19 protein-coding genes are annotated in these 20252 nt (G+C 71.4%); 10 read left to right on the forward strand and 9 right to left on the reverse strand.

Annotation, left to right across the window (positions count from 1 at the left end; translation table 11 throughout):
- Positions 1 to 25: 25 nt before the first annotated feature.
- Genes KZJ41_RS14445 through mptB form a run of 4 tightly spaced genes read right to left on the reverse strand, consistent with a single transcriptional unit; the run spans position 26 to position 4526 of the window.
- Entirely contained in the window at positions 26 to 991 is a 966-nt protein-coding gene (locus tag KZJ41_RS14445) for a heme A synthase (RefSeq protein WP_006939252.1), read from the reverse strand.
- A gap of 54 nt (positions 992 to 1045) precedes the next feature.
- Positions 1046 to 1843 (reverse strand): ABC transporter permease, encoded by a 798-nt coding sequence (locus tag KZJ41_RS14450; protein ID WP_203329239.1) that lies wholly within the window; start codon positions 1841 to 1843, stop codon positions 1046 to 1048.
- On the reverse strand, positions 1840 to 2784 hold the full coding sequence (locus KZJ41_RS14455) for an ABC transporter ATP-binding protein (RefSeq protein ID WP_006939255.1): 945 nt from the start codon (positions 2782 to 2784) through the stop codon (positions 1840 to 1842). Before KZJ41_RS14455 ends, KZJ41_RS14450 begins: the two co-directional genes overlap by 4 nt.
- Positions 2781 to 4526 (reverse strand): polyprenol phosphomannose-dependent alpha 1,6 mannosyltransferase MptB, encoded by a 1746-nt coding sequence (gene mptB / locus KZJ41_RS14460; protein WP_029543646.1) that lies wholly within the window; start codon positions 4524 to 4526, stop codon positions 2781 to 2783. The genes KZJ41_RS14455 and mptB overlap by 4 nt, the downstream gene beginning before the upstream one ends.
- A gap of 59 nt (positions 4527 to 4585) precedes the next feature.
- On the opposite strand from mptB, the gene KZJ41_RS14465 reads away from it, so the two are divergent.
- From KZJ41_RS14465 to KZJ41_RS14500, 8 genes are all read left to right on the forward strand, one after another.
- Positions 4586 to 5365 (forward strand): metalloregulator ArsR/SmtB family transcription factor, encoded by a 780-nt coding sequence (locus KZJ41_RS14465; protein WP_006939260.1) that lies wholly within the window; start codon positions 4586 to 4588, stop codon positions 5363 to 5365.
- 89 nt (positions 5366 to 5454) lie between these two features.
- Positions 5455 to 6900, forward strand: a complete 1446-nt coding sequence (sufB, locus tag KZJ41_RS14470; RefSeq protein ID WP_006939262.1) for a Fe-S cluster assembly protein SufB — start codon at positions 5455 to 5457, stop codon at positions 6898 to 6900.
- A complete protein-coding gene (gene sufD, locus KZJ41_RS14475; RefSeq protein WP_029543650.1) occupies positions 6901 to 8136 on the forward strand; it encodes a Fe-S cluster assembly protein SufD in 1236 nt (411 codons plus the stop codon). It abuts the gene before it with no gap.
- Positions 8137 to 8180: 44 nt separating this feature from the next.
- Complete coding sequence (gene sufC, locus KZJ41_RS14480) at positions 8181 to 8981, forward strand: Fe-S cluster assembly ATPase SufC (protein WP_006939265.1); 801 nt, start codon at positions 8181 to 8183, stop codon at positions 8979 to 8981.
- 14 nt (positions 8982 to 8995) lie between these two features.
- The gene (locus KZJ41_RS14485; protein ID WP_029543652.1) at positions 8996 to 10249 is read left to right on the forward strand and encodes a cysteine desulfurase; all 1254 of its coding nucleotides are present in this window, start codon (positions 8996 to 8998) and stop codon (positions 10247 to 10249) included.
- The gene (gene sufU, locus KZJ41_RS14490; RefSeq protein WP_006939267.1) at positions 10249 to 10746 is read left to right on the forward strand and encodes a Fe-S cluster assembly sulfur transfer protein SufU; all 498 of its coding nucleotides are present in this window, start codon (positions 10249 to 10251) and stop codon (positions 10744 to 10746) included. The genes KZJ41_RS14485 and sufU overlap by 1 nt, the downstream gene beginning before the upstream one ends.
- Complete coding sequence (locus KZJ41_RS14495) at positions 10746 to 11126, forward strand: metal-sulfur cluster assembly factor (protein ID WP_006939268.1); 381 nt, start codon at positions 10746 to 10748, stop codon at positions 11124 to 11126. The genes sufU and KZJ41_RS14495 overlap by 1 nt, the downstream gene beginning before the upstream one ends.
- Before the next feature lie 8 nt (positions 11127 to 11134).
- Positions 11135 to 11611, forward strand: coding sequence for a MarR family winged helix-turn-helix transcriptional regulator (locus KZJ41_RS14500; protein WP_029543656.1), 477 nt, complete (start codon positions 11135 to 11137; stop codon positions 11609 to 11611).
- Between the two features lie 63 nt (positions 11612 to 11674).
- Here KZJ41_RS14500 and KZJ41_RS14505 read toward each other — a convergent pair whose 3' ends face one another.
- From KZJ41_RS14505 to KZJ41_RS14515, 3 genes are read right to left on the reverse strand one after another with little or no spacing between them, the layout of a single operon-like run.
- Entirely contained in the window at positions 11675 to 12652 is a 978-nt protein-coding gene (locus KZJ41_RS14505; protein WP_043798807.1) for a Ku protein, read from the reverse strand.
- Between the two features lie 52 nt (positions 12653 to 12704).
- On the reverse strand, positions 12705 to 13814 hold the full coding sequence (locus KZJ41_RS14510) for a lycopene cyclase family protein (RefSeq protein WP_006939274.1): 1110 nt from the start codon (positions 13812 to 13814) through the stop codon (positions 12705 to 12707).
- A gap of 3 nt (positions 13815 to 13817) precedes the next feature.
- Positions 13818 to 14606, reverse strand: coding sequence for an SDR family oxidoreductase (locus KZJ41_RS14515; RefSeq protein ID WP_043798805.1), 789 nt, complete (start codon positions 14604 to 14606; stop codon positions 13818 to 13820).
- Positions 14607 to 14731: 125 nt separating this feature from the next.
- Here KZJ41_RS14515 and KZJ41_RS14520 point away from each other — a divergent pair, with 125 nt between their 5' ends.
- Positions 14732 to 16360: an ABC-F family ATP-binding cassette domain-containing protein gene (locus KZJ41_RS14520; RefSeq protein ID WP_006939277.1), complete on the forward strand. Its 1629-nt coding sequence runs from the start codon at positions 14732 to 14734 to the stop codon at positions 16358 to 16360.
- A gap of 154 nt (positions 16361 to 16514) precedes the next feature.
- Positions 16515 to 16760, forward strand: coding sequence for a helix-turn-helix domain-containing protein (locus tag KZJ41_RS14525; RefSeq protein WP_006939279.1), 246 nt, complete (start codon positions 16515 to 16517; stop codon positions 16758 to 16760).
- A 5-nt stretch (positions 16761 to 16765) separates the two neighbouring features.
- Here KZJ41_RS14525 and KZJ41_RS14530 read toward each other — a convergent pair whose 3' ends face one another.
- Together KZJ41_RS14530 and acnA are read right to left on the reverse strand one after the other, a co-directional pair.
- Positions 16766 to 17338 (reverse strand): TetR/AcrR family transcriptional regulator, encoded by a 573-nt coding sequence (locus tag KZJ41_RS14530; protein ID WP_006939281.1) that lies wholly within the window; start codon positions 17336 to 17338, stop codon positions 16766 to 16768.
- Between the two features lie 97 nt (positions 17339 to 17435).
- Positions 17436 to 20240, reverse strand: coding sequence for an aconitate hydratase AcnA (gene acnA, locus KZJ41_RS14535; RefSeq protein ID WP_065922572.1), 2805 nt, complete (start codon positions 20238 to 20240; stop codon positions 17436 to 17438).
- Positions 20241 to 20252: the final 12 nt, after the last annotated feature.

Raw genomic sequence — 20252 nt, forward strand, 5'->3', positions numbered from 1 at the left:
TTTCGCCGTATCGCGTGCGCCGGCGTCAGACGGTGACCGGTTCGCGGACCGGTTCGGTGGTGCGGACCCGCCCGGCCGCCCACACCGCCGCCGTGGCGGCCGTGCACAGCCCGGCACCGGCGACGTGCACGGCGACGAGTGCGGCGGGCACGTCGGTGAAGTACTGCACGACCCCGACCAGGGCCTGGGCGACGACGAGAGCGAGCAGCACGTGCAGGCGCTTCTTCACCGGATGGGGGGCGGCGACGGCGTACAGCGCGAAGGCCAGGCCGACGAGCAGGCCGAGGTATCCGACGAGCAGCTCGGCGTGCAGGTGCACCAGCGACTCGATGTCCATCTCGAGGCGCGGCACCGGCCTGTCGGCGCTCTTGTCGCCGGCGTGCGGGCCGGCGCCGGTGACCATCGTGCCCGCGACGAGCACCCCGGCGAGCAGCGCAGCGGACAGGGCGGTGAGGGTCCGCAGCGGGCGGGGGATCGTCTCTACGACCACCCCGTCGTCGGGCTCGCCGACCTTCGCGTACAGCAGCACCGCGAGCCACACCATCAGCATCGACGCCAGCAGGTGCACCGCCACGGTCCACCAGGCCAGGCCGGCGAGCACGGTGATGCCGCCGATGACGGCCTGCAGGACGGTGCCGGCGGGCATCAGCCAGGCATAGGTGAGGACCTCGCGGCGGCGCCGGGCGCGGGTCACGGCCAGCACGACCGCCGCGGCGGAGGCGACGACGACGAAGGTCAGCAGCCGGTTGCCGAACTCGACGACCTGGTGCAGGGTGGCGACCTCCTCGGACACGCCGACGGGCACGAAGCTGCCCGGGAAGCACTGCGGCCAGGTGGGGCACCCCAGGCCGGACGCGGTCACGCGGACGATCGACCCGGTCACGGCGATACCGCCCTGGGTCAGGATCGCGATCAGCGCGAGCAGCCGCTGGGTCCGCAGGGACGGCAGGGGCAGACGGTCGACAAGGCTCAGAAAGCCGCGATACAGCACATGACGATGGTACGGGCCGGTCCACTACAGGCTGTAGTGGGGTGGGGTGCCGGGTCAGACGAAGCGGAACAGCCGGCTCGCCAGGAAGCCGCCGACGGCCGCCCACGCGCCGAGGATCGCGACGGCCAGCCAGTCGATGCCGCCGCGCAGCGCGTCGTCGAGGGCGAGGGCGAGCGCCCCCGACGGAACCAGGCGGGCCACGTGCACCACCGCCTCGTGCAGGCCGTCGCCGGCGAGGACGACGCTGCCGATGCCGAGCAGCACGAACCAGATGATGTTGGCCAGGGCCAGCACGATCTCGGCGCGCAGCGTGCCGCCGAGCAGCAGGCCCAGCGTCGCGAACGTCACGGTCCCCAGCGCGATGACGACGGCCCCGAGGAGCAGCCCGACCGGCTCGGGGCGCCAGCCGAGGGCGAGGCCGATGCCGCCCAGCAGAATCGATTGCAGCGCCACGACGAGCGCGACCGCGCCGCTCTTGCCTGCGATGATGCCCCACTTCGGCAGCGCGGTGGCGCCGAGTCTTTTCAATGCACCGTATCTGCGGTCGAATCCGACCGCGATGGCCTGCCCGGTGAACGCCGTGGACATCACCGCGACCGTCATCACGGCCGGCAGGACCCGGTCGACCCGGGTGGCGCCGAGGTCGCCGATCGGGAGCAGGGTGAGCCCGATCAGCAGGGTGATCGGGATGAACATCGTCAGCAGCAGCTGCTCGCCGTTGCGCAGCAGCAGCAGCAGTTCCATGCGGGTCTGCGCGGCGAGCATCGCCGCCGGGGCGTTCGGCCGGGGCCGCGGGCTGAAGGTGCCGGGGGCGAACCGGTTGGCCGCCAGCCGCTCGTGCGACATGCTCATCCTCGGATCTCCCGTCCGGTCAGGTCCAGGAACACGTCCTCGAGGCTGCGCTGGTCCACCCGGATCTCGCTGGCCAGGACGCCCTGGTCCGCGCACCACGACGCGGCCACCGCGACGACCTGCGGATCGATGGGGCCCTCCACCAGGTACCGGCCGGGACCGGCCTCGCGCACCCGGAACGTGTCCGGCAGGGCGGCGCGCAGGGGAGCGAGGTCCAGACCCGCGGCGGCGGTGAGCCACAACTGGCCCTCCGCGCCGGTGCGGGCGACCTCGGCGGGGGTACCGGCGGCCACGATCCGGCCGTGATCGATGATGACGACCTCGTCGGCGAGCTCCTCGGCCTCGTCCATCAGGTGCGTGGTGAGCAGCACCGCGACTCCGTCGCGCCGCAGGGCGTCGATCAGTTCCCAGACCAGCAACCGCGCCTGCGCGTCCAGACCTGCGGTCGGCTCGTCGAGGAAGACGAGTTCCGGCCGGCCGACGAGCGCGCACGCCAGCGCGAGCCGCTGCTGCTGCCCGCCGGACAGCCGCCGGTACGGGGTGCGGCGGGCCTCCTCGAGCCCGAGGCTGCGCAGCAGCCAGGCCGGATCCAGCGGATCCGCGGAATAGGCAGCCACCAGGTCGAGCATCTCCCCGGCCTTGGACCCCGGGTAGGCGCCGCCGCCCTGCAGCATGACCCCGATCCGCGGGCGCAGGGCCTCGGAGTCGGCGATCGGGTCGAGCCCGAGGACGCGCACGGTGCCGGAATCGGGTGCGACGAAGCCCTCGCACATCTCCACGGTGGTGGTCTTGCCGGCACCGTTGGGGCCGAGCAGCGCGAGTACCTGGGCGCGTTCGACGGTCAGGTCGAGACCGTCGACCGCGGTGAGGTCGCCGAATCGCTTGACGACGCCCTCCAGGCGTACGGCGGGTGGCGCAGCGACGGGGGATCTCGAGGTCACGAGGTTCCAGCGTAGGCGCCGGGCGAATCGGCGGGACGCGGTGGTGCGTCCTCCTCGTCGCGCCAGGGCAGCCGGTTGCGGGTGGCGAAGATGGCCAGGCCCACGACGACGACCGTCGCGATGGCCGCCTGGACGATGATGAACGGCTGGTACTCGCCGCCGTTGGGCATGAGGATCACGCTCACCAGCGACGAGAACGCCACCGTGGGGAGCCGGAAGATCGGCCGGGTGGCCCACGCGGCCAGGGGGATCACCGCCCACAGCAGGTACCACGGCTGCACCACCGGGAACAGCAGCACGATCGCGCCGAGGGACACGCCGAGCGCGCCGACGGGATGCAGCCGGCCGGTGAGCACCGCCAACATCATCCGCACCGTCACCAGCGCCGCGATCAGCGCGGCGACGGGCCGGGTGAGCGACAGGATCGCGGTGGTGTGGTCGCCGAGCCCGAGCAGCACCCCGGCCAGGCCGGTGCCCAGGCCGAGCAGCGTCGGGATGGACATCCAGCTGCGCACCTCGGTTGCGGTGCCGAGCGTCTGGGTCCAGCCGAAGCCGAGGCCGCTGCCCCAGCTGACCGCGCCCACGACGACGGCGGCGACCACGGCGAGCAGTGCGGCGGCGGCGGCCACGGCGCGCAGGGTGCCGCCCCAGCGGTGCGCGAGCGCCATCCCGACGAAGCCGAGGGCGAGCAGCGAGGGGACCTTCACCATCGACGACAACGCGATCACGGCGGAACCGGCCAGCAGCCAGGCGAGTGCCCGGCCGCGCAGCGGCCCCGCCGGATCGGGGGTGTGGATGCCGCGCAGCGCGAGCTCGAGACCGGCGAGCATGAGGCCGAGCATCAGGGCCTCGTTGTGGATGCCGGCGACGAGGTGGAACAGCAGCAGCGGGTTGGCCGCGCCGAGCCACAGGGCGCTGACGGAGGCGACGCCGCAGCGGCGCGCGAGCCGCGGCAGCGCCCACACGATCAGCGCGACCCCGGCGAGCGCAGAGACGCGGTGCAGGAAGACCCCGGCGACGATGTTCTCGCCGGTCAGGTCGGTGATGCGCTGCCCCAGCCACAGGATCGCCGGTCCGTAGGGGGCGGGGGTGTCGCGCCAGATGTTGGGCACGGTACGGGTCAGGACGTGGTCGACGCCCAGGGCACCGGCCGGGCCGATCCCGTACGGGTCGAGTCCGCGGGCGGCGATCTCGCTCTGCGCGAGATACGAGTACACATCCTTGCTGAACATCGGGGGTGCCACGATCAACGGCAGGATCCACAGCAGCAGCGTGCGGTCGAGCTGGGAGCGGGTGAGCCGGCGGGGCACCCCGTCCGGGTCGCGGCGGCCGATCGCGAAGCGGCCGAGCAACAGCCACGCGAGGACCACCAGCACGGTGCCGGTCATGGTGAGGGTCAGCGCGGCGCTGGGCATGCGCGCGGGCAGCCCGAGCAGGCGCAGACCCTGGACGGGATTCTGCAGCACCGGCTGCGCGCCGGCGCCGAGCGCGCCGACCGCCATGAGCACGGTGCCCGTCGCGCCGAACAACCGGATCCGGTGCAACTGGGTGGTCTCGGTGGCGTCGAGGCCGCGGCCCTCGAGTTCGTCGCCGTGCAGGATCGCGGCCACGGCCGGGTCGCCGCCGCGGCCGTCGAGTCCGAGGGCACGGCGGCCGAGTTCCACGGCACGGGCTCCGAGGTCCGCGGCGCGGCGGCTCGGCGCCGGGCCGGTCGGGTCGGGTTCCACGGTGGGCGACGGCACCCGAGCAGCGTAGCGGGGCCGGGAACCGGGCCCCGCCGCAGTTAGGTAGGGCACCCTTTGTGGACCGGCCCGGGGAATTCCGTCACACTGGTGTTGTGAAAACGACGTCCGCTGCCCGGGTGCACGAGGAACGCGCAGGTCACACGCCTGTCGCCGCGTTCCCGGTCACCCAGGCGCCGGGCACGCACGAGGGCCAGACCCGGGCGGCGGTGGTGCAGCTGCTGCTCGAGGAGGGTCCGATCACGGCCACCGAGATCGGTGCCCGGCTCGGCCTGAGCGCGGCCGGGGTGCGCCGCCACCTCGACGCCCTCATCGACACCGGCGAGGCCCAGGCTGCTCCGCCGCCGCGGCGGGAGGGCCGGGGACGGGGACGGCCGGCGCGCCGATTCCAGCTCACCGCGGTGGGCCGGGCCCGGCTGGGACACTCCTACGACGACCTCGCCAGTGCTGCGATGCGGCACCTGCGGGAGGTCGGCGGCGAGGCCGCCATCGAGGACTTCGCCCGGCGGCGCGTGCAGTCCATCCTCGGCGGGGTCCCGCCCGCGGAGTCCGGGAGCGCCACCGAGATCGAGGCCACCGCCGAGGACATCGCGGCGGCGTTCACCGACGCCGGGTTCGCGGCGTCGACCCGGCGGGTGGGCACCGGCGTGCAGATCTGCCAGCACCACTGCCCGGTCTCGCACGTGGCCGAGCAGTTCCCGGAGCTGTGCGAGGCCGAACGGGAGGCGTTCACCGAGATCCTGGGCACCCATGTGCAGCGGCTGGCGACCATCGCCAACGGCGACAGTTTCTGCACCACCCACGTCCCGGTGCTGCCGCCGGACATCGGCAAGACCTGAGCACGACCCGCTTCCCCCGACAGAGCAACACGTTGTCCGCCGGCGATCAGCCCTCGCCGGCACCGAACAAGACTCCGGAAGGAGCTCACATGACCGTCACATCGGATCAGGCGTCGGCCGGCGCGCCGCTGACACAGGAGGAGACCATCGCGTCCCTCGGTCACTACGGCTACGGCTGGTCGGATTCCGACGCCGCCGGCGCCACGGCCCAGCGAGGCCTGTCCGAGGCGGTCGTGCGCGACATCTCCGCGAAGAAGGACGAGCCCGAGTGGATGCTCGACATCCGCCTCAAGGCGCTGCGCACCTTCGAGAAGAAGCCGATGCCGGTGTGGGGCTCGAACCTGGAGGGCATCGACTTCGACAACATCAAGTACTTCGTGCGCTCCACCGAGAAGCAGGCCGCGAGCTGGGAAGAGCTGCCCGAGGACATCAAGAACACCTACGACCGGCTCGGCATCCCCGAGGCGGAGAAGCAGCGCCTCGTCGCCGGTGTCGCCGCGCAGTACGAGTCGGAGGTGGTCTACCACCAGATCCGTGAGGACCTCGAGTCCCAGGGTGTGATCTTCCTCGACACCGACACCGGCCTGCGCGAGCACCCGGAGATCTTCAAGGAGTACTTCGGGTCGGTCATCCCGGCCGGCGACAACAAGTTCTCCGCGCTGAACACCGCCGTGTGGTCGGGCGGCTCGTTCATCTACGTCCCGCCCGGCGTGCACGTCGACATCCCGCTGCAGGCCTACTTCCGGATCAACACCGAGAACATGGGCCAGTTCGAGCGGACCCTGATCATCGTCGACGAGGGCGCCTCCGTGCACTACGTCGAGGGCTGCACCGCCCCGATCTACAAGTCGGACTCGCTGCACTCGGCGGTGGTGGAGATCATCGTCAAGAAGGGCGGGCACTGCCGCTACACGACCATCCAGAACTGGTCGAACAACGTCTACAACCTCGTCACCAAGCGCACCAAGGTCGAGGCCGGCGGCTCGATGGAGTGGATCGACGGCAACATCGGTTCCAAGGTCACCATGAAGTACCCGGCCGTATGGATGATGGGTGAGCACGCCCGCGGCGAGGTGCTGTCCGTGGCGTTCGCCGGCGAGGGCCAGCACCAGGACACCGGCGCGAAGATGCTGCACCTGGCGCCGCACACCTCCTCGACCATCGTGTCGAAGTCGGTGGCCCGCGGCGGCGGTCGCGCCTCCTACCGCGGCCTGGTCCAGGTCAACAAGGGCGCCCACGGGTCGAAGTCGACCGTCAAGTGCGATGCACTGCTCGTCGACCAGATCTCCCGCTCGGACACCTACCCGTACGTCGACATCCGTGAGGACGACGTGACGATGGGCCACGAGGCGACCGTCTCCAAGGTCTCCGACGACCAGCTGTTCTACCTGATGAGCCGCGGACTGACCGAGGACGAGGCGATGGCGATGGTGGTGCGCGGCTTCGTCGAGCCCATCGCCAAGGAACTGCCGATGGAGTACGCGCTCGAGCTCAACCGCCTGATCGAACTGCAGATGGAAGGGGCAGTCGGCTAAATGACTGCGGAAGCGAAGAACACCCCCACCGCCACCGGGGTGCAGGGAGCCGTGCGCTCGGAGAACGCCGCCGGGCCCGCGATCAAGACCGCCCGCGGGCCGGCCGTCAACAAGGGGGAGGTCTTCACGTCGTTCGACGTGAACGCCTTCGAGATCCCCTCCGGTCGCGACGAGGCCTGGCGGTTCACCCCGCTGCGCCGGCTGCGGGGCCTGCACGACGGCACCGCGGTCGCCGACGGCGCCACCACCGTCGAGGTCACCCCCGTCGAGGGGGTGCAGGTCGAGACCGTCGGCCGCGACGATGCCCGCCTCGGCCAAGGCGGCGTGCCGGCCGACCGTGTCGCCGCCCAGGCCTACTCGGGCTTCACCACCGCCACCGTCGTCACCGTCGGCCGCGAGGTCGAGGTCACCGAGCCGGTCACGATCACCGTCACCGGCCCCGGGGAGGGGAAGGTCGCGTTCGGACACCTGCAGGTGCGGCTCGAGCCGTTCGCGTCGGTCACCGTCGTCCTCGACCAGCGCGGTTCCGGCACCTACGCGGAGAACGTCGAGTTCGTCCTCGGCGACAGCTCGCGCCTGAACATCGTCGCCATCCAGGACTGGGCCGACGATGCGGTACACGTGACGGCCCACCACGCCCGCCTCGGCCGCGACGCCGTGCTGCGGCACTTCACCGTCGGCCTCGGCGGTGACCTCGTGCGCGTGTCGCCGACCGTCAGGTACGACGCGCCCGGTGGCGACGCCGAAATGCTCGGTCTGTACTTCGCCGACGCCGGCCAGCACCTCGAGCAGCGCCTGCTCGTGGACCACGCGCAGCCGCACTGCAAGTCCAACGTGGTGTACAAGGGTGCCCTGCAGGGCGATCCGGGCTCCGGCAAGCCGGACGCGCACACCGTGTGGATCGGGGACGTGCTCATCCGCGCCGAGGCCGAGGGCACCGACACCTTCGAGCTGAACCGCAACCTGGTGCTCACCGACGGTGCCCGCGCCGACTCGGTGCCCAACCTCGAGATCGAGACCGGCGAGATCGTCGGCGCCGGTCACGCCAGCGCCACCGGCCGGTTCGACGACGAGCAGCTGTTCTACCTGCGTGCCCGCGGCATCTCCGAGGAGCAGGCGCGCCGCCTGGTGGTCCGCGGATTCTTCCACGAACTCGTCGAGAAGATCACCGTGCCCGCCGTCCGGGAGCGGCTCGAGGCCGCCATCGAGGCCGAGCTCGCCGCCGTCGGCGCCTGACCCCCACCCGTTCTCCCCATCTTCGCGAAGGAACCGTTACCGACATGTCCCCCGAGCAGAACGTCCTCGAGATCAAGGACCTGCACGTCCGCGTCGCCCAGACCGACGACAACGCCGAGCCGATCAACATCCTCAAGGGCGTGAACCTCACCGTCCGGTCCGGGGAGACGCACGCCATCATGGGCCCCAACGGGTCGGGCAAGTCCACCCTGTCGTACGCCATCGCCGGCCACCCCAAGTACGAGGTGACCTCCGGGTCGATCACCCTCAACGGCGAGGACGTGCTCGCGATGAGCGTGGACGAGCGGGCCCGCGCCGGCCTGTTCCTGGCCATGCAGTACCCCGTCGAGGTTCCGGGCGTGTCCATGTCGAACTTCCTGCGCACCGCCGCGACCGCGGTCCGCGGCGAGGCGCCGAAGCTGCGGCACTGGGTCAAGGAGGTCAAGTCGGCGATGACCGAACTCGACATCGACCCGGCGTTCGGTGACCGCTCCGTCAACGAGGGCTTCTCCGGTGGCGAGAAGAAGCGCCACGAGATCCTGCAGCTGGGCCTGCTCGCGCCGAAGATCGCCATCCTCGACGAGACCGACTCCGGCCTCGACGTCGACGCGCTGCGCGTGGTGTCCGAGGGCGTCAACCGCTACCAGGAACGCGAGCACGGCGGCGTGCTGCTGATCACCCACTACACCCGCATCCTGCGCTACATCAAGCCGCAGTTCGTGCACGTGTTCGTCGGCGGCCGCGTCGTCGAGTCCGGTGGCGCGGAGCTGGCCGAGGAACTCGAGACCAACGGTTACGTGCGCTTCACCCAGGCCGCCGCCGCGGCCGCGGGTGCCGACAAGTAAGGAGCAGTGAGCCGATGACGGTGCAGGTGCCCACGGTGGACGTCGCCCGGATCCGGGCCGACTTCCCGATCCTCGGGCGCACGGTGCGCGACGGAAAGCCCCTGGTCTACCTCGACTCCGGGGCCACCTCGCAGCGCCCGACGCAGGTCCTCGACGCCGAACGCGCGTTCCTGACCACCTGCAACGCGGCCGTGCACCGGGGAGCGCACGAGCTCTCCGAGGAGGCCACCGACGCCTACGAGGGCGCCCGCGCCGTGATCGCCGACTTCGTCGGCGCGGATCCCGACGAGGTGGTGTTCACCAAGAACGCCACCGAATCGCTCAACCTCGTCGCCTACGCCTTCGCCGACGCCCGGTTCCCGCGGCGCCTCGGGCCCGGCGACGAGATCGTCGTCACCGAACTCGAACACCACGCCAACCTGGTGCCCTGGCAGGAACTCGCCCGGCGCACCGGCGCGACGCTGCGCTGGTTCGGCGTGACCGACGACGGCCGCATCGACGTCGACTCCCTCGAACTCACCGACCGGGTCAAGGTCGTCGCCTTCACCCACCAGTCCAACGTCACCGGGGCCGTGGCGCCGGTCGAGGAGCTGGTACGGCGCGCGAAGGCCGTCGACGCGATCGTCGTGCTCGACGCCTGCCAGTCCGTGCCGCACATGAGCGTGGACTTCCACGCGCTCGGCGTCGACTTCGCCGCGTTCTCCGGCCACAAGATGTTCGGCCCCTCCGGCGTCGGCGTCCTCTACGGCCGCAGTGAGCTGCTCGCCGACGTGCCGCCGTTCATCACCGGCGGCTCGATGATCGAAACCGTCACCATGGAGGCGTCGACGTTCGCGCCGCCGCCGCAGCGCTTCGAGGCCGGCTCGCCGATGTCGTCGCAGGCCGTCGGTCTCGGCGCCGCGGTGCGGTACCTGCAGCAGATCGGCATGGACGCCGTCGCCGCGCACGAGCACGAGCTCACCGCGGCGGCCCTCGCCGAACTCGCCGGCATCGACGGTGTGCGGATCGTCGGCCCCACCACGGCCGAGCAGCGCGGCGGGGCGGTGTCGTTCGTCGTCGACGGCATCCACGCCCACGATCTCGGGCAGATCCTCGACGACGAGGGCGTCGAGATCCGCGTCGGGCACCACTGCGCGTGGCCGCTGCACCGTCGATTCGGGGTCGCGGCGACCGCCCGCGCCTCCTTCGCCGTGTACAACACGCTCGACGAGGTGGCCGCGCTCGGCGCGGCGATCCGCCGGGCCCAGGCCTTCTTCGGAGCGCGCTGATGCGGATGGAGCAGATGTACCAGGAGGTCATCCTGGACCACTACAAGCACCCGCACCACCGGGGTCTGCGCGAGCCCTACGGCGCGGAGGTGCACCACGTGAACCCCACCTGCGGCGACGAGGTGACGCTGCGGGTGCATCTCGCCGACGACGGCACCGTCGCGGACGTCTCCTACGACGGGCAGGGCTGCTCGATCAGCCAGGCGTCCACCTCGGTGCTCACCGACCAGGTGATCGGGGAGCCGCTGGACCGGGCCCTGGCCACCGTCGACGCGTTCGCGGAGATGGTCGGCAGCCGCGGGACCGTCGAGGGCGACGAGGACGTACTCGGCGACGGCATCGCCTTCGCCGGCGTCTCGAAATACCCGGCGCGCGTGAAGTGTGCGCTGCTGGGCTGGATGGCCTTCAAGGACGCCGTCGTGCAGATCGCCGACAGCATCCACAGCACCCACAGCACTCACAGCACCGCACCCGTAGCCAGCGGAGGACAGAACTGATGACCGAACCCGTGACCCCGGCGGACGAGACCACCGCCGCAGCCCCGGACGCGGCTCCCACCCTCGACCCCGAGCGGTTCGAGGAGCTCGAGGAGGCGATGCGCGACGTCGTCGATCCCGAGCTCGGAATCAACGTCGTCGACCTGGGCCTGGTCTACGGCATCACCGAGGACGACGAGGCCGTCACCATCGACATGACGCTCACGTCGGCGGCCTGCCCGCTCACCGATGTGATCGAGGACCAGTCCCGCAACGCTCTCGTCCGCAGCGGCCTGTGCGACGAGCTGCGCATCAACTGGGTGTGGATGCCGCCGTGGGGGCCGGACAAGATCACCGAGGACGGTCGCGAGCAGCTGCGCGCGCTCGGCTTCACCGTCTGACGCGGCCGGTGACCCGGCCCAGCTCCCAGGCGCCCCCGGATCCGGGGGCCGGCAGCTCCCCGGATCCGATCACCGCCCTCGAACACGAGTTCATGGCGCTGATGCGCCGCGGCCGGGCACAGATGGGGGAGCGGGCCCGCGCCGTCCACCCCCGGCTGGATCCGGCGTGCTACCCGCTGCTGGTGCTGCTCGGCCGCGCCGACGCGGTGGCGATGTCGGAGCTGCTCGCGGATCTCGCCATCGAGAAGTCGACGTTGACGCGGCGCATCGACGCCGCCGCCCGGCTCGGCCTGGTCGAGCGGACGACGGACCCGCAGGACGCGCGGGCGCGGCTCGTGGCGCTCACCCCGGAAGGCCGGGAGCGGCTGACCGCGTTGCAGCGCGAGCAGACGGCGCGGTGGCGTCGCCGGCTGTCCGCATGGGACACGGCCGACGTGGAGCAGCTCACGGCGCTCCTGCGCCGCCTCGGCGACGGACTGGACTGAGATGTGGTGCCGGCCGCGGCCGGCACCCATCCGACACCTGAGGCCCCGGCCGGTGCCGGGGCCTCAGGCCCGCTTGCGCGCGGTGGACTTCTTCGCGGGGGCCTTCTCGGTGGTCTTCTTCGCCGCCGTCTTCTTCGCGGTGGGCTTCTCGGCCGTGGTCTTCTTCGCCGGCGTCTTCTTCGCGGCGCTCTTCCTGGCGGGTGTCTTCTTCGCCGCCGCGCCCCGGGCGGGCGCGGCCGCGCCCGACTCGTCGCCGGCCGCGGCGGCGTCCACGCTGCGCTGCAGCGCAGCCACCAGGTCCAGCACCTCGGCGTCCTCGGCGGCGGGTTCCCCCGCCGGGGTCACCGGCAGCACCTTCTCGCCGCCCCGGGCGATGATGTCGTCGATCAGCGACCGCAGCTCGACCTGGTACTCGTCGGTGAACTCGTCCGGACGGAAGTCGTCGGCCATCGACTCGACGAGCATCTCCGCCATCGCCAGTTCCTTCTGCTTCGGCGGCTCCGCGTCGTCGAGCACCGGGAACGCCACCGACCGCACCTCGTCCGGCCACAGCAGGGTCTGCAGCACGAGCACGCCGTCGCGGTTGCGCAGCGCCGCCAGCCGGGTGCGCTGCCGCAGCGTGAAGTGCACCAGTGCGGTGCGATCGGTCTGCGTGAGCGTCTCGGCCAGCAGCGTGTACGCCTTCGGCGACGACGAGTCCGGCTCGAGGTAGTACGACTTCTCGAACAGGATCGGGTCGATCTGCTCGGTCGGGACGAACTGCAGCACCGGGATCTCGTGTTTCTCCGCGACGGGCAGCTTGTCGAAGTCCTCGTCGGCGAGCACGACCCGCACGCCCTCGTCGGAGTCGTAGGCCTTGTCGATCTCGGCGTAGGGCACCGACTCGCCGCACTCGGTGCAGATCCGGTCGTACTTGATCCGCCCGCCGTCCTTCGCATGCACCTGGTGGAACCGGATGTCGTGGCTCTCCGTGGCCGAATACACCTTCACCGGCACGTTCACCAGCCCGAACGCGATGGAACCCTTCCAGATCGAACGCATGGTTCCATCATGATCGAGATCGGCGCCCGCCGCGCGGAACCGGGCGAACTCCTCACCACAGGGCGCGCAGCATCGCCCCGCGCAACGCCGGCGAACCCGTCGCGAACATCCGGGTCATCGCCGCCACCGTCCCGCCGAGGTCGGTGCGGCCCGACAGGTAGGAGCGCTGGCGTTCCGGTGGCAGCGTGAAGAACCCCGCGAAGAACGCCGGGGTCTGTTCCGGGCGTAGTCCCAGCAGCACCCGCAGCCCCGAGGCGCGCAGCTGCGCGACCGCACGCGCGGACGGGGACCACAACGCCGCCGTGGCGCTGCGGCCCCCGGCGAGCGCGTGCGCCACCGGATCGGCCGCCGCCAGCGACGCCGCCACCGCGTAGCCGGTGCCCGGGTGCATCAGCCCGCCGCGGGCGCCGAACCGGGCCACCCCGCGCGCCGACCCCGGCGGGGGTTGCACGGCGAACCGCACCCGCTCCACCGGCTCCGTCCCGCTCAGCGTGACCCCGCGCGCGGCGAGCCGGGCCTCGAGGCGGCGCCGCAACTCGGCGAGCGGAATGGCGGGCCGCCCCACCAGGCAGGTCTCCTCCAGCAGCACCCGGCCGCCGCCGAGCGGCACCGCGTACAGGAACGACGGCGCATCCCCGGAGCGGGTGCGGTTGTCGCGCCGCCAGTCCATGAACCAGGCGGCGCGGCCCTCCAGCACGGGTGCGGCAGTGGCGGTGTCGACCGTGACCCCGAAGGCGGTCTGCTGGGCGCGGGAGCGGTCGGCGGGCACCCCGCGCGCGTCGATCACGCTCCGGGCCCGCAGCACGCTTCCGTCCGCGAGGGTGACGCGATCCGGGGCGACGGCGTCCACCCGGCCGGCCCGTACCCGCGCCGGCTCCAGCGCCAGGCTTCGCTGCAGTGCCGACGCATCGAACACACCGTAGGGGCGCTCGATCCGGTGTGGCCGCACCGTCCACGCCGCCGGCTCGTCCACCCGCGCCGCGAGCACCGAGGGGGGCAGCCACGACGGCAGCTCGTCGAGCCACGCCGCATACGTCGCAGTCCACGGCCGATCCGGCTGCGGGTCCACGGCCAGCACGTCGAGACCCGCGGCGACCGCCCGGTGTGCCACCGCACGCCCCGCCGGCCCGAGCCCGACGACCAGCACCTCCGCGTCTATCACCCGCTACATCGCTCCCGTCGCCAGCAGTCCACCGTCCACCCGCACAGTCTCCCCGGTGATCCAGCCGGCCGCATCGGAGACCAGGAACGCGACCAGCTCGGCGACGTCCTCGGGCGTGCCGAGGCGGCCCATCGGGTATCGGGCGGCGGCGGTGTCCTCACCGCCGGCGACGAGCGCGGCCGCGAACCTCGTCTTCACCACCCCGGGCGCGACCGCGTTGACGCGCACGCCCGGCCCCAGCTGCCAGGCCAGCTCCTCGGTCAGCCGGATCAGCGCCGCCTTCGACGCCCCGTACGCGGCGATCACGCCGGTCGAGCGCAGGCCCGCCACGCTCGCGACGTTGATCACGGAACCGCCGTGCTCGGCCATCCACGCGCGGTAGGCCTGCTGCACGAATCCCAGCGCGGCGACGACGTTGACGTCGAAGATCTTGCGGACGGCGTCCAGGTCGGCGTCCATCAACGCCCCGTAGACGGGGTTGATGCCGGTGTTGTTGATCAGGATGTCGAGCCCGCCGAGCTCGGCGACGGTGCGGCGCACCGCCTCGGCGCGGGTGTCGGCGTCCCCGGCGTTACCGGGCAGCTCGAGCACCTGCCCGCCGTGTCCGAGGGCGCGCAGCTCGCCGGCGGCCTCGGCGAGCGGCTCGGCGTGGCGGGCCGTGAGTGCCACGCTCGCGCCGCGGGCGAGCAGCGCCGCGGCGATCGCCTTGCCGATCCCGCGGCTCGCTCCGGTGACCAGCGCCGCGCGGCCCGTGAGGTCGGAGCCGGGGGAGGTGTCGGGGGAAGTGGTCATGCCGGCGAACGTAGCGCATCTCACCCCGGCATCCCGGGGTGGACACGGTAAAATGAATGGTTCGTGCGCCTGCCCCTGCGGCATCATTGGCAGCCAATCCGAGTCGTCCCCGAGGAGCCTCACGCGTGATCACCGCCACCGATCTGGAAGTCCGCGCCGGCGTGCGGACGCTGCTCTCGGCGCCGGGCCCGGCGCTGCGGGTGCAGCCCGGCGACCGGATCGGGCTGGTCGGGCGCAACGGTGCCGGCAAGACCACCACCCTGCGCATCCTCGCGGGGGAGGGCGAGCCGTACGCGGGCGCCGTCGTCCGCTCCGGCGACCTCGGCTACCTGCCGCAGGATCCCCGCGAGGGCAACCTGGACGTCCTGGCCAAGGACCGTGTGCTCTCCGCCCGCGGCCTCGACGAGATCCTGCGCGCGATGGAGAAGCAGCAGGCCGTCATGGCCGAGGCCGTCGACGAGAACGTCCGTGACCGGGCGGTACGCAAGTACGGGTCGCTCGAGGAACGCTTCTCGGCCCTCGGCGGGTACGAGGCCGAGTCCGAGGCCGCCCGGATCTGCACCAGCCTCGGACTGCCGGACCGGGTCCTGGGCCAGCCCCTGCGCACCCTGTCCGGTGGTCAGCGCCGCCGCGTCGAACTCGCCCGCATCCTGTTCGCCGCCTCCGACGGCTCCGGCAAGTCCACCACCACCCTGCTGCTCGACGAGCCCACCAACCACCTCGACGCCGACTCGATCACCTGGCTGCGCGGATTCCTGCAGAACCACGACGGCGGCCTGGTCGTCATCAGCCACGACGTGGACCTGCTCGCCGACGTCGTGAACAAGGTGTGGTTCCTCGACGCGGTGCGCGGCGAGGCCGACATCTACAACATGGGCTGGAAGAAGTACCTCGACGCGCGGGCCACCGACGAGGCGCGCCGTCGCCGCGAACGCGCCAACGCCGAGAAGAAGGCGTCCGCGCTGCGGCAGCAGGCGGCCAAGCTCGGCGCGAAGGCCACCAAGGCCGTCGCGGCGCAGAACATGGCCAAGCGCGCCGACAAGCTGCTCGCCGAGCTCGACGAGGTGCGGGTGGCCGACAAGGTGGCCAAGATCCGGTTCCCGGAGCCGGCGCCGTGTGGCAAGACCCCGCTCATGGCCGAGAGCCTGACGAAGGTGTACGGCTCGCTGGAGATCTTCACCGGTGTGGACCTGGCGATCGACCGGGGCAGCCGCGTCGTCGTGCTCGGTCTCAACGGTGCCGGAAAGACCACGCTGCTGCGCCTGCTCGCGGGGGTGGAGACCCCGGACGCGGGCCGGCTGGCGCCCGGCCACGGCCTGAAGATCGGCTACTTCGCCCAGGAGCACGACACCCTCGACGACGACGCGACGGTGTGGGAGAACATCCGGCACGCGGCGCCGGACGCGGGGGAGCAGGACCTGCGGGGGCTGCTCGGGGCGTTCATGTTCACCGGCCCGCAGCTCGACCAGCCGGCCGGGACGCTGTCCGGCGGTGAGAAGACCCGGCTGGCGCTGGCCGGACTGGTGTCGTCCGCGGCGAACGTGCTGCTGCTCGACGAGCCGACCAACAACCTCGATCCGGTCTCGCGGGAGCAGGTGCTCGACGCGCTGCGCAGCTACGCCGGTGCGGTCGTGCTCGTCACCCACGATCCCGGCGCGGCCGAGGCGCTCGATCCGGAGCGGGTGATCCTGCTGCCGGACGGTTCCGAGGACCACTGGTCGCAGGAGTACCTGGAGCTGATCCAGCTGGCGTGAGGTCCGGCCCTGCGTGACCGTGCGCGGGAGTACCCGGAGCCGATCGTGCCGGCGCGGGGTGCGGCCGCGGCCCGGACCTGCGCGATTCCTCCCGGCACCTCGCCCCGTCCACTAGCCTGGAAGCGGGGCCTTGCCGAGCCGACGGGAGGATCCGATGGCACGCAAATCCGGGCACGCCGGGAATGTACTGACCAAGGGCACACGGGTCACGGGGGAATCGCGTGACCGTCTCCAGGCAGAACTGAAACGCCGCTACGAGGCCGGGGCGAGCATCCGGACGCTGGCGCAGGAGACGGGCCGTTCCTACGGGTTCGTGCACAACGTGCTCGTGGAGTCCCATGTAGCGCTGCGTGGCCGGGGCGGACCGAACCGGCGGAGCGCGGCGCGCGCCTCGACCTGAGCGGGTCAGCCGGCGGCGGTCCGTCGCACGGACTCCTCGACCAGGTCCAGTACCGCCGACAGTTCGCTGTCGGCGGTGCCCGAGGCGAGCCGCGCGATGAGGCCGTCGAGGACCAGGTCCAGGTAGCTGAGCACCACCTCGGTCGGCACGTCGTCGCGCAGCCGGCCGGCTTCGCGTTGCCGCTCGAGCCGGCCCACGGTCGCCTTGGTCAGCTCGGCGGAGTGCTGTGTCCACGCCTTCGCGAAGTCCGGGTCGGTGCGCAGGCGCCGGGTGATCTCCAGCCGGGTGCCGAGCCAGTCGAACTGCTCCGGTGAGGCGAGCATGTCCCGCATCACCTGCACGAGGCCCTGCTCGGCGGCGACGTCGGCCATCCGCGCCGCATCCTCCTGGGCCAGCGCCAGGAACAGCCCGTCCTTGTCCTTGAAGTGATGGAAGATCGCGCCGCGGGACAGTCCCGTGGCGTCCTCCAGGCGGCGCACCGTGGCGCCGTCGTAGCCGAACTCGGCGAAGCACCGTCGCGCGCCGGCGAGGATCTGACTCCGGCGTGCGGCGAGGTGGTCCTCACTGACCTTGGGCACCGCGAACGTCCTTTCGGGGAAGAGACGGCGGGCCCGAGACGAGACGTCCCGAGCCCGCCGCCGGTGCACTGCGTGTGCGGTGAACCGATCTCGGACGTCAGCCCTTGATCATGTTGCGCAGCACGTACTGCAGGATGCCGCCGTTGCGGTAGTAGTCCGCCTCACCGGGGGTGTCGATCCGCACGACCGCGTCGAAGACGACCTTCTCGCCGTTCTCCCGGGTCGCGGTGACCTTGACGGTCTTCGGGGTGACGCCCTCGTTCAGCTTCTCGATGCCCTCGATGTCGTAGACCTCGGTGCCGTTCAGCTTCAGCGAGGCGGCCGACTCGCCGGCGGGGAACTGCAGCGGGACGACACCCATGCCGATGAGGTTGGAGCGGTGGATCCGCTCGAACGACTCGGTGATGACGGCCTTGACGCCGAGCAGGCTGGTGCCCTTGGCGGCCCAGTCCCGCGAGGAACCGGAGCCGTACTCCTTGCCGCCCAGCACGACCAGCGGGATGCCGGCGTTCTGGTAGTTCTGCGACGCGTCGTAGATGAACGCCTGCGGGCCGCCGTCCTGCGTGAAGTCGCGGGTGTAGCCGCCCGAGACGTCGTCGAGGAGCTGGTTGCGCAGCCGGATGTTCGCGAACGTGCCGCGGATCATCACCTCGTGGTTGCCGCGCCGCGAGCCGTAGGAGTTGAAGTCCTTGCGCTCGACACCGTTGGCCTCGAGGTACTGCGCGGCCGGGGTGCCCGCCTTGATGTTGCCGGCGGGGGAGATGTGGTCGGTGGTGACCGAATCGCCGAGCAGCGCGAGCACCCGCGCCCCCTTGATGTCCGTGACCGGAGCCGGGGTCTTGGGCATGCCCTCGAAGTACGGGGGCTTACGCACGTAGGTGGACTGGGGATCCCACTCGAAGGTCTTGCCCTCCGGGGTGGGCAGGCCACGCCAGCGCTCGTCGCCCTTGAACACGTCCGCGTAGCCCTTGACGTACATCTCCTGGCTGATCGCGGAGCCGATGGTGTCCTGGATCTCCTGGGCGGAGGGCCAGATGTCCTTCAGGAACACGTCGTTGCCGTCGGCATCCTGGCCGAGGGCGTCGTGCTCGAAGTCGAAGTCCATCGTGCCGGCGAGGGCGTAGGCGATGACCAGCGGCGGGGACGCCAGGTAGTTCATCTTCACGTCGGGGGAGATGCGACCCTCGAAGTTGCGGTTGCCGGAGAGCACCGCGGTGGCCGTCAGGTCGTTGTCGTTGATGGCCTTGCTGATCGCCTCGTCCAGCGGGCCGGAGTTGCCGATGCAGGTGGCGCAGCCGTAGCCGACGAGGTAGAAGCCGAGCTTCTCGAGGTACGGCCACAGGCCGGCCTTCTCGTAGTAGTCGGTGACGACCTGCGAGCCGGGGGCCATGGAGGTCTTGACCCACGGCTTGGCCGACAGGCCCTTCTCGACGGCGTTGCGGGCGAGCAGCGCGGCGCCGAGCATCACGGACGGGTTCGAGGTGTTGGTGCAGGAGGTGATGGAGGCGATCACGACGGCACCGTGGTCGAGGACGAACTCGCCCTTCTCCTCGGAGACGACCTTGACCGGCTTGGTCGGCCGGCCCTCGGAGCCGTTCGCGGCCGACTGGACATTCACGGCACCGTCGTCGGCGAAGGACAGGGCGACCGGGTCGGACGCCGGGAAGGACTCCTCGACGGCCTCGTCGAGCTGGGTGTGGTCGGCCGGGTGGTGCTCCTCCACGTAGTTGTGGATGTCCTTGCGGAAGGCGCTCTTCGACTCCGACAGCAGGATCCGGTCCTGCGGGCGCTTCGGGCCGGCGATGGACGGAACCACGTCACCGAGGTCGAGCTCGAGGTACTCGGAGTACTGCGGCTCGACATCCGCGTCGTGCCACAGGCCCTGCTCCTTGGCGTAGGCCTCGACGAGGGCGAGCTGCTCGTCGCTGCGGCCGGTCAGGCGCAGGTAGTTCACGGTCTCCTCGTCGATCGGGAAGATCGCCGCGGTGGAGCCGAACTCGGGGCTCATGTTGCCCAGGGTGGCGCGGTTGGCCAGCGGCACCTCGGCGACGCCCTTGCCGTAGAACTCGACGAACTTGCCGACGACACCGTGCTTGCGCAGCATCTCGGTGACGGTGAGGACCACGTCGGTGGCGGTCACGCCCGGCTTGATCTCACCGGTGAGCTTGAACCCGACCACGCGCGGGATGAGCATGGAGACCGGCTGGCCGAGCATCGCGGCCTCGGCCTCGATGCCGCCGACGCCCCAGCCGAGCACGCCCAGGCCGTTGACCATGGTGGTGTGCGAGTCGGTGCCGACGCAGGTGTCGGGGTAGGCCTGGCCGTTCCGGACCATGACGGTGCGCGCGAGGTGCTCGATGTTGACCTGGTGCACGATGCCGGTGCCGGGCGGGACGACCTTGAAGTCGTCGAAGGCGCCCTGGCCCCAGCGCAGGAACTGGTAGCGCTCCCCGTTGCGCTGGTACTCGATGTCGACGTTGCGCTCGAAGGCGTCGGCGCGGCCGGCGACGTCGATGATCACGGAGTGGTCGATGACCATCTCGGCGGGGGCCAGCGGGTTGACCTTGTTCGGGTCGCCGCCGAGGGTCTCGACGGCCTCGCGCATCGTGGCGAGGTCGACGATGCAGGGCACGCCGGTGAAGTCCTGCATGATCACGCGGGCGGGCGTGAACTGGATCTCGACGCTCGGCTCGGCCGACGGATCCCAGCTCGCGATGGCGCGGATGTGATCGGCGGTGATGTTCGCACCGTCTTCGGTGCGCAGCAGGTTCTCGGCGAGAACCTTCAGTGCGTAAGGGAGTTTCTCGGTGCCCGGAACGGCCGAGAGGCGGAAGATCTCGTAGGAGTTCTCTCCGACCTCCAGCGTCCCCTTGGCGCCGAACGAATCAATACTGGTGCTCACGTCAGCTCCACT

Origin of the sequence: Rhodococcus sp. 11-3 (assembly GCF_023704055.1) — a bacterium.
In the GTDB taxonomy this organism is placed as follows: Bacteria; Actinomycetota; Actinomycetes; order Mycobacteriales; family Mycobacteriaceae; genus Rhodococcus; species Rhodococcus aetherivorans.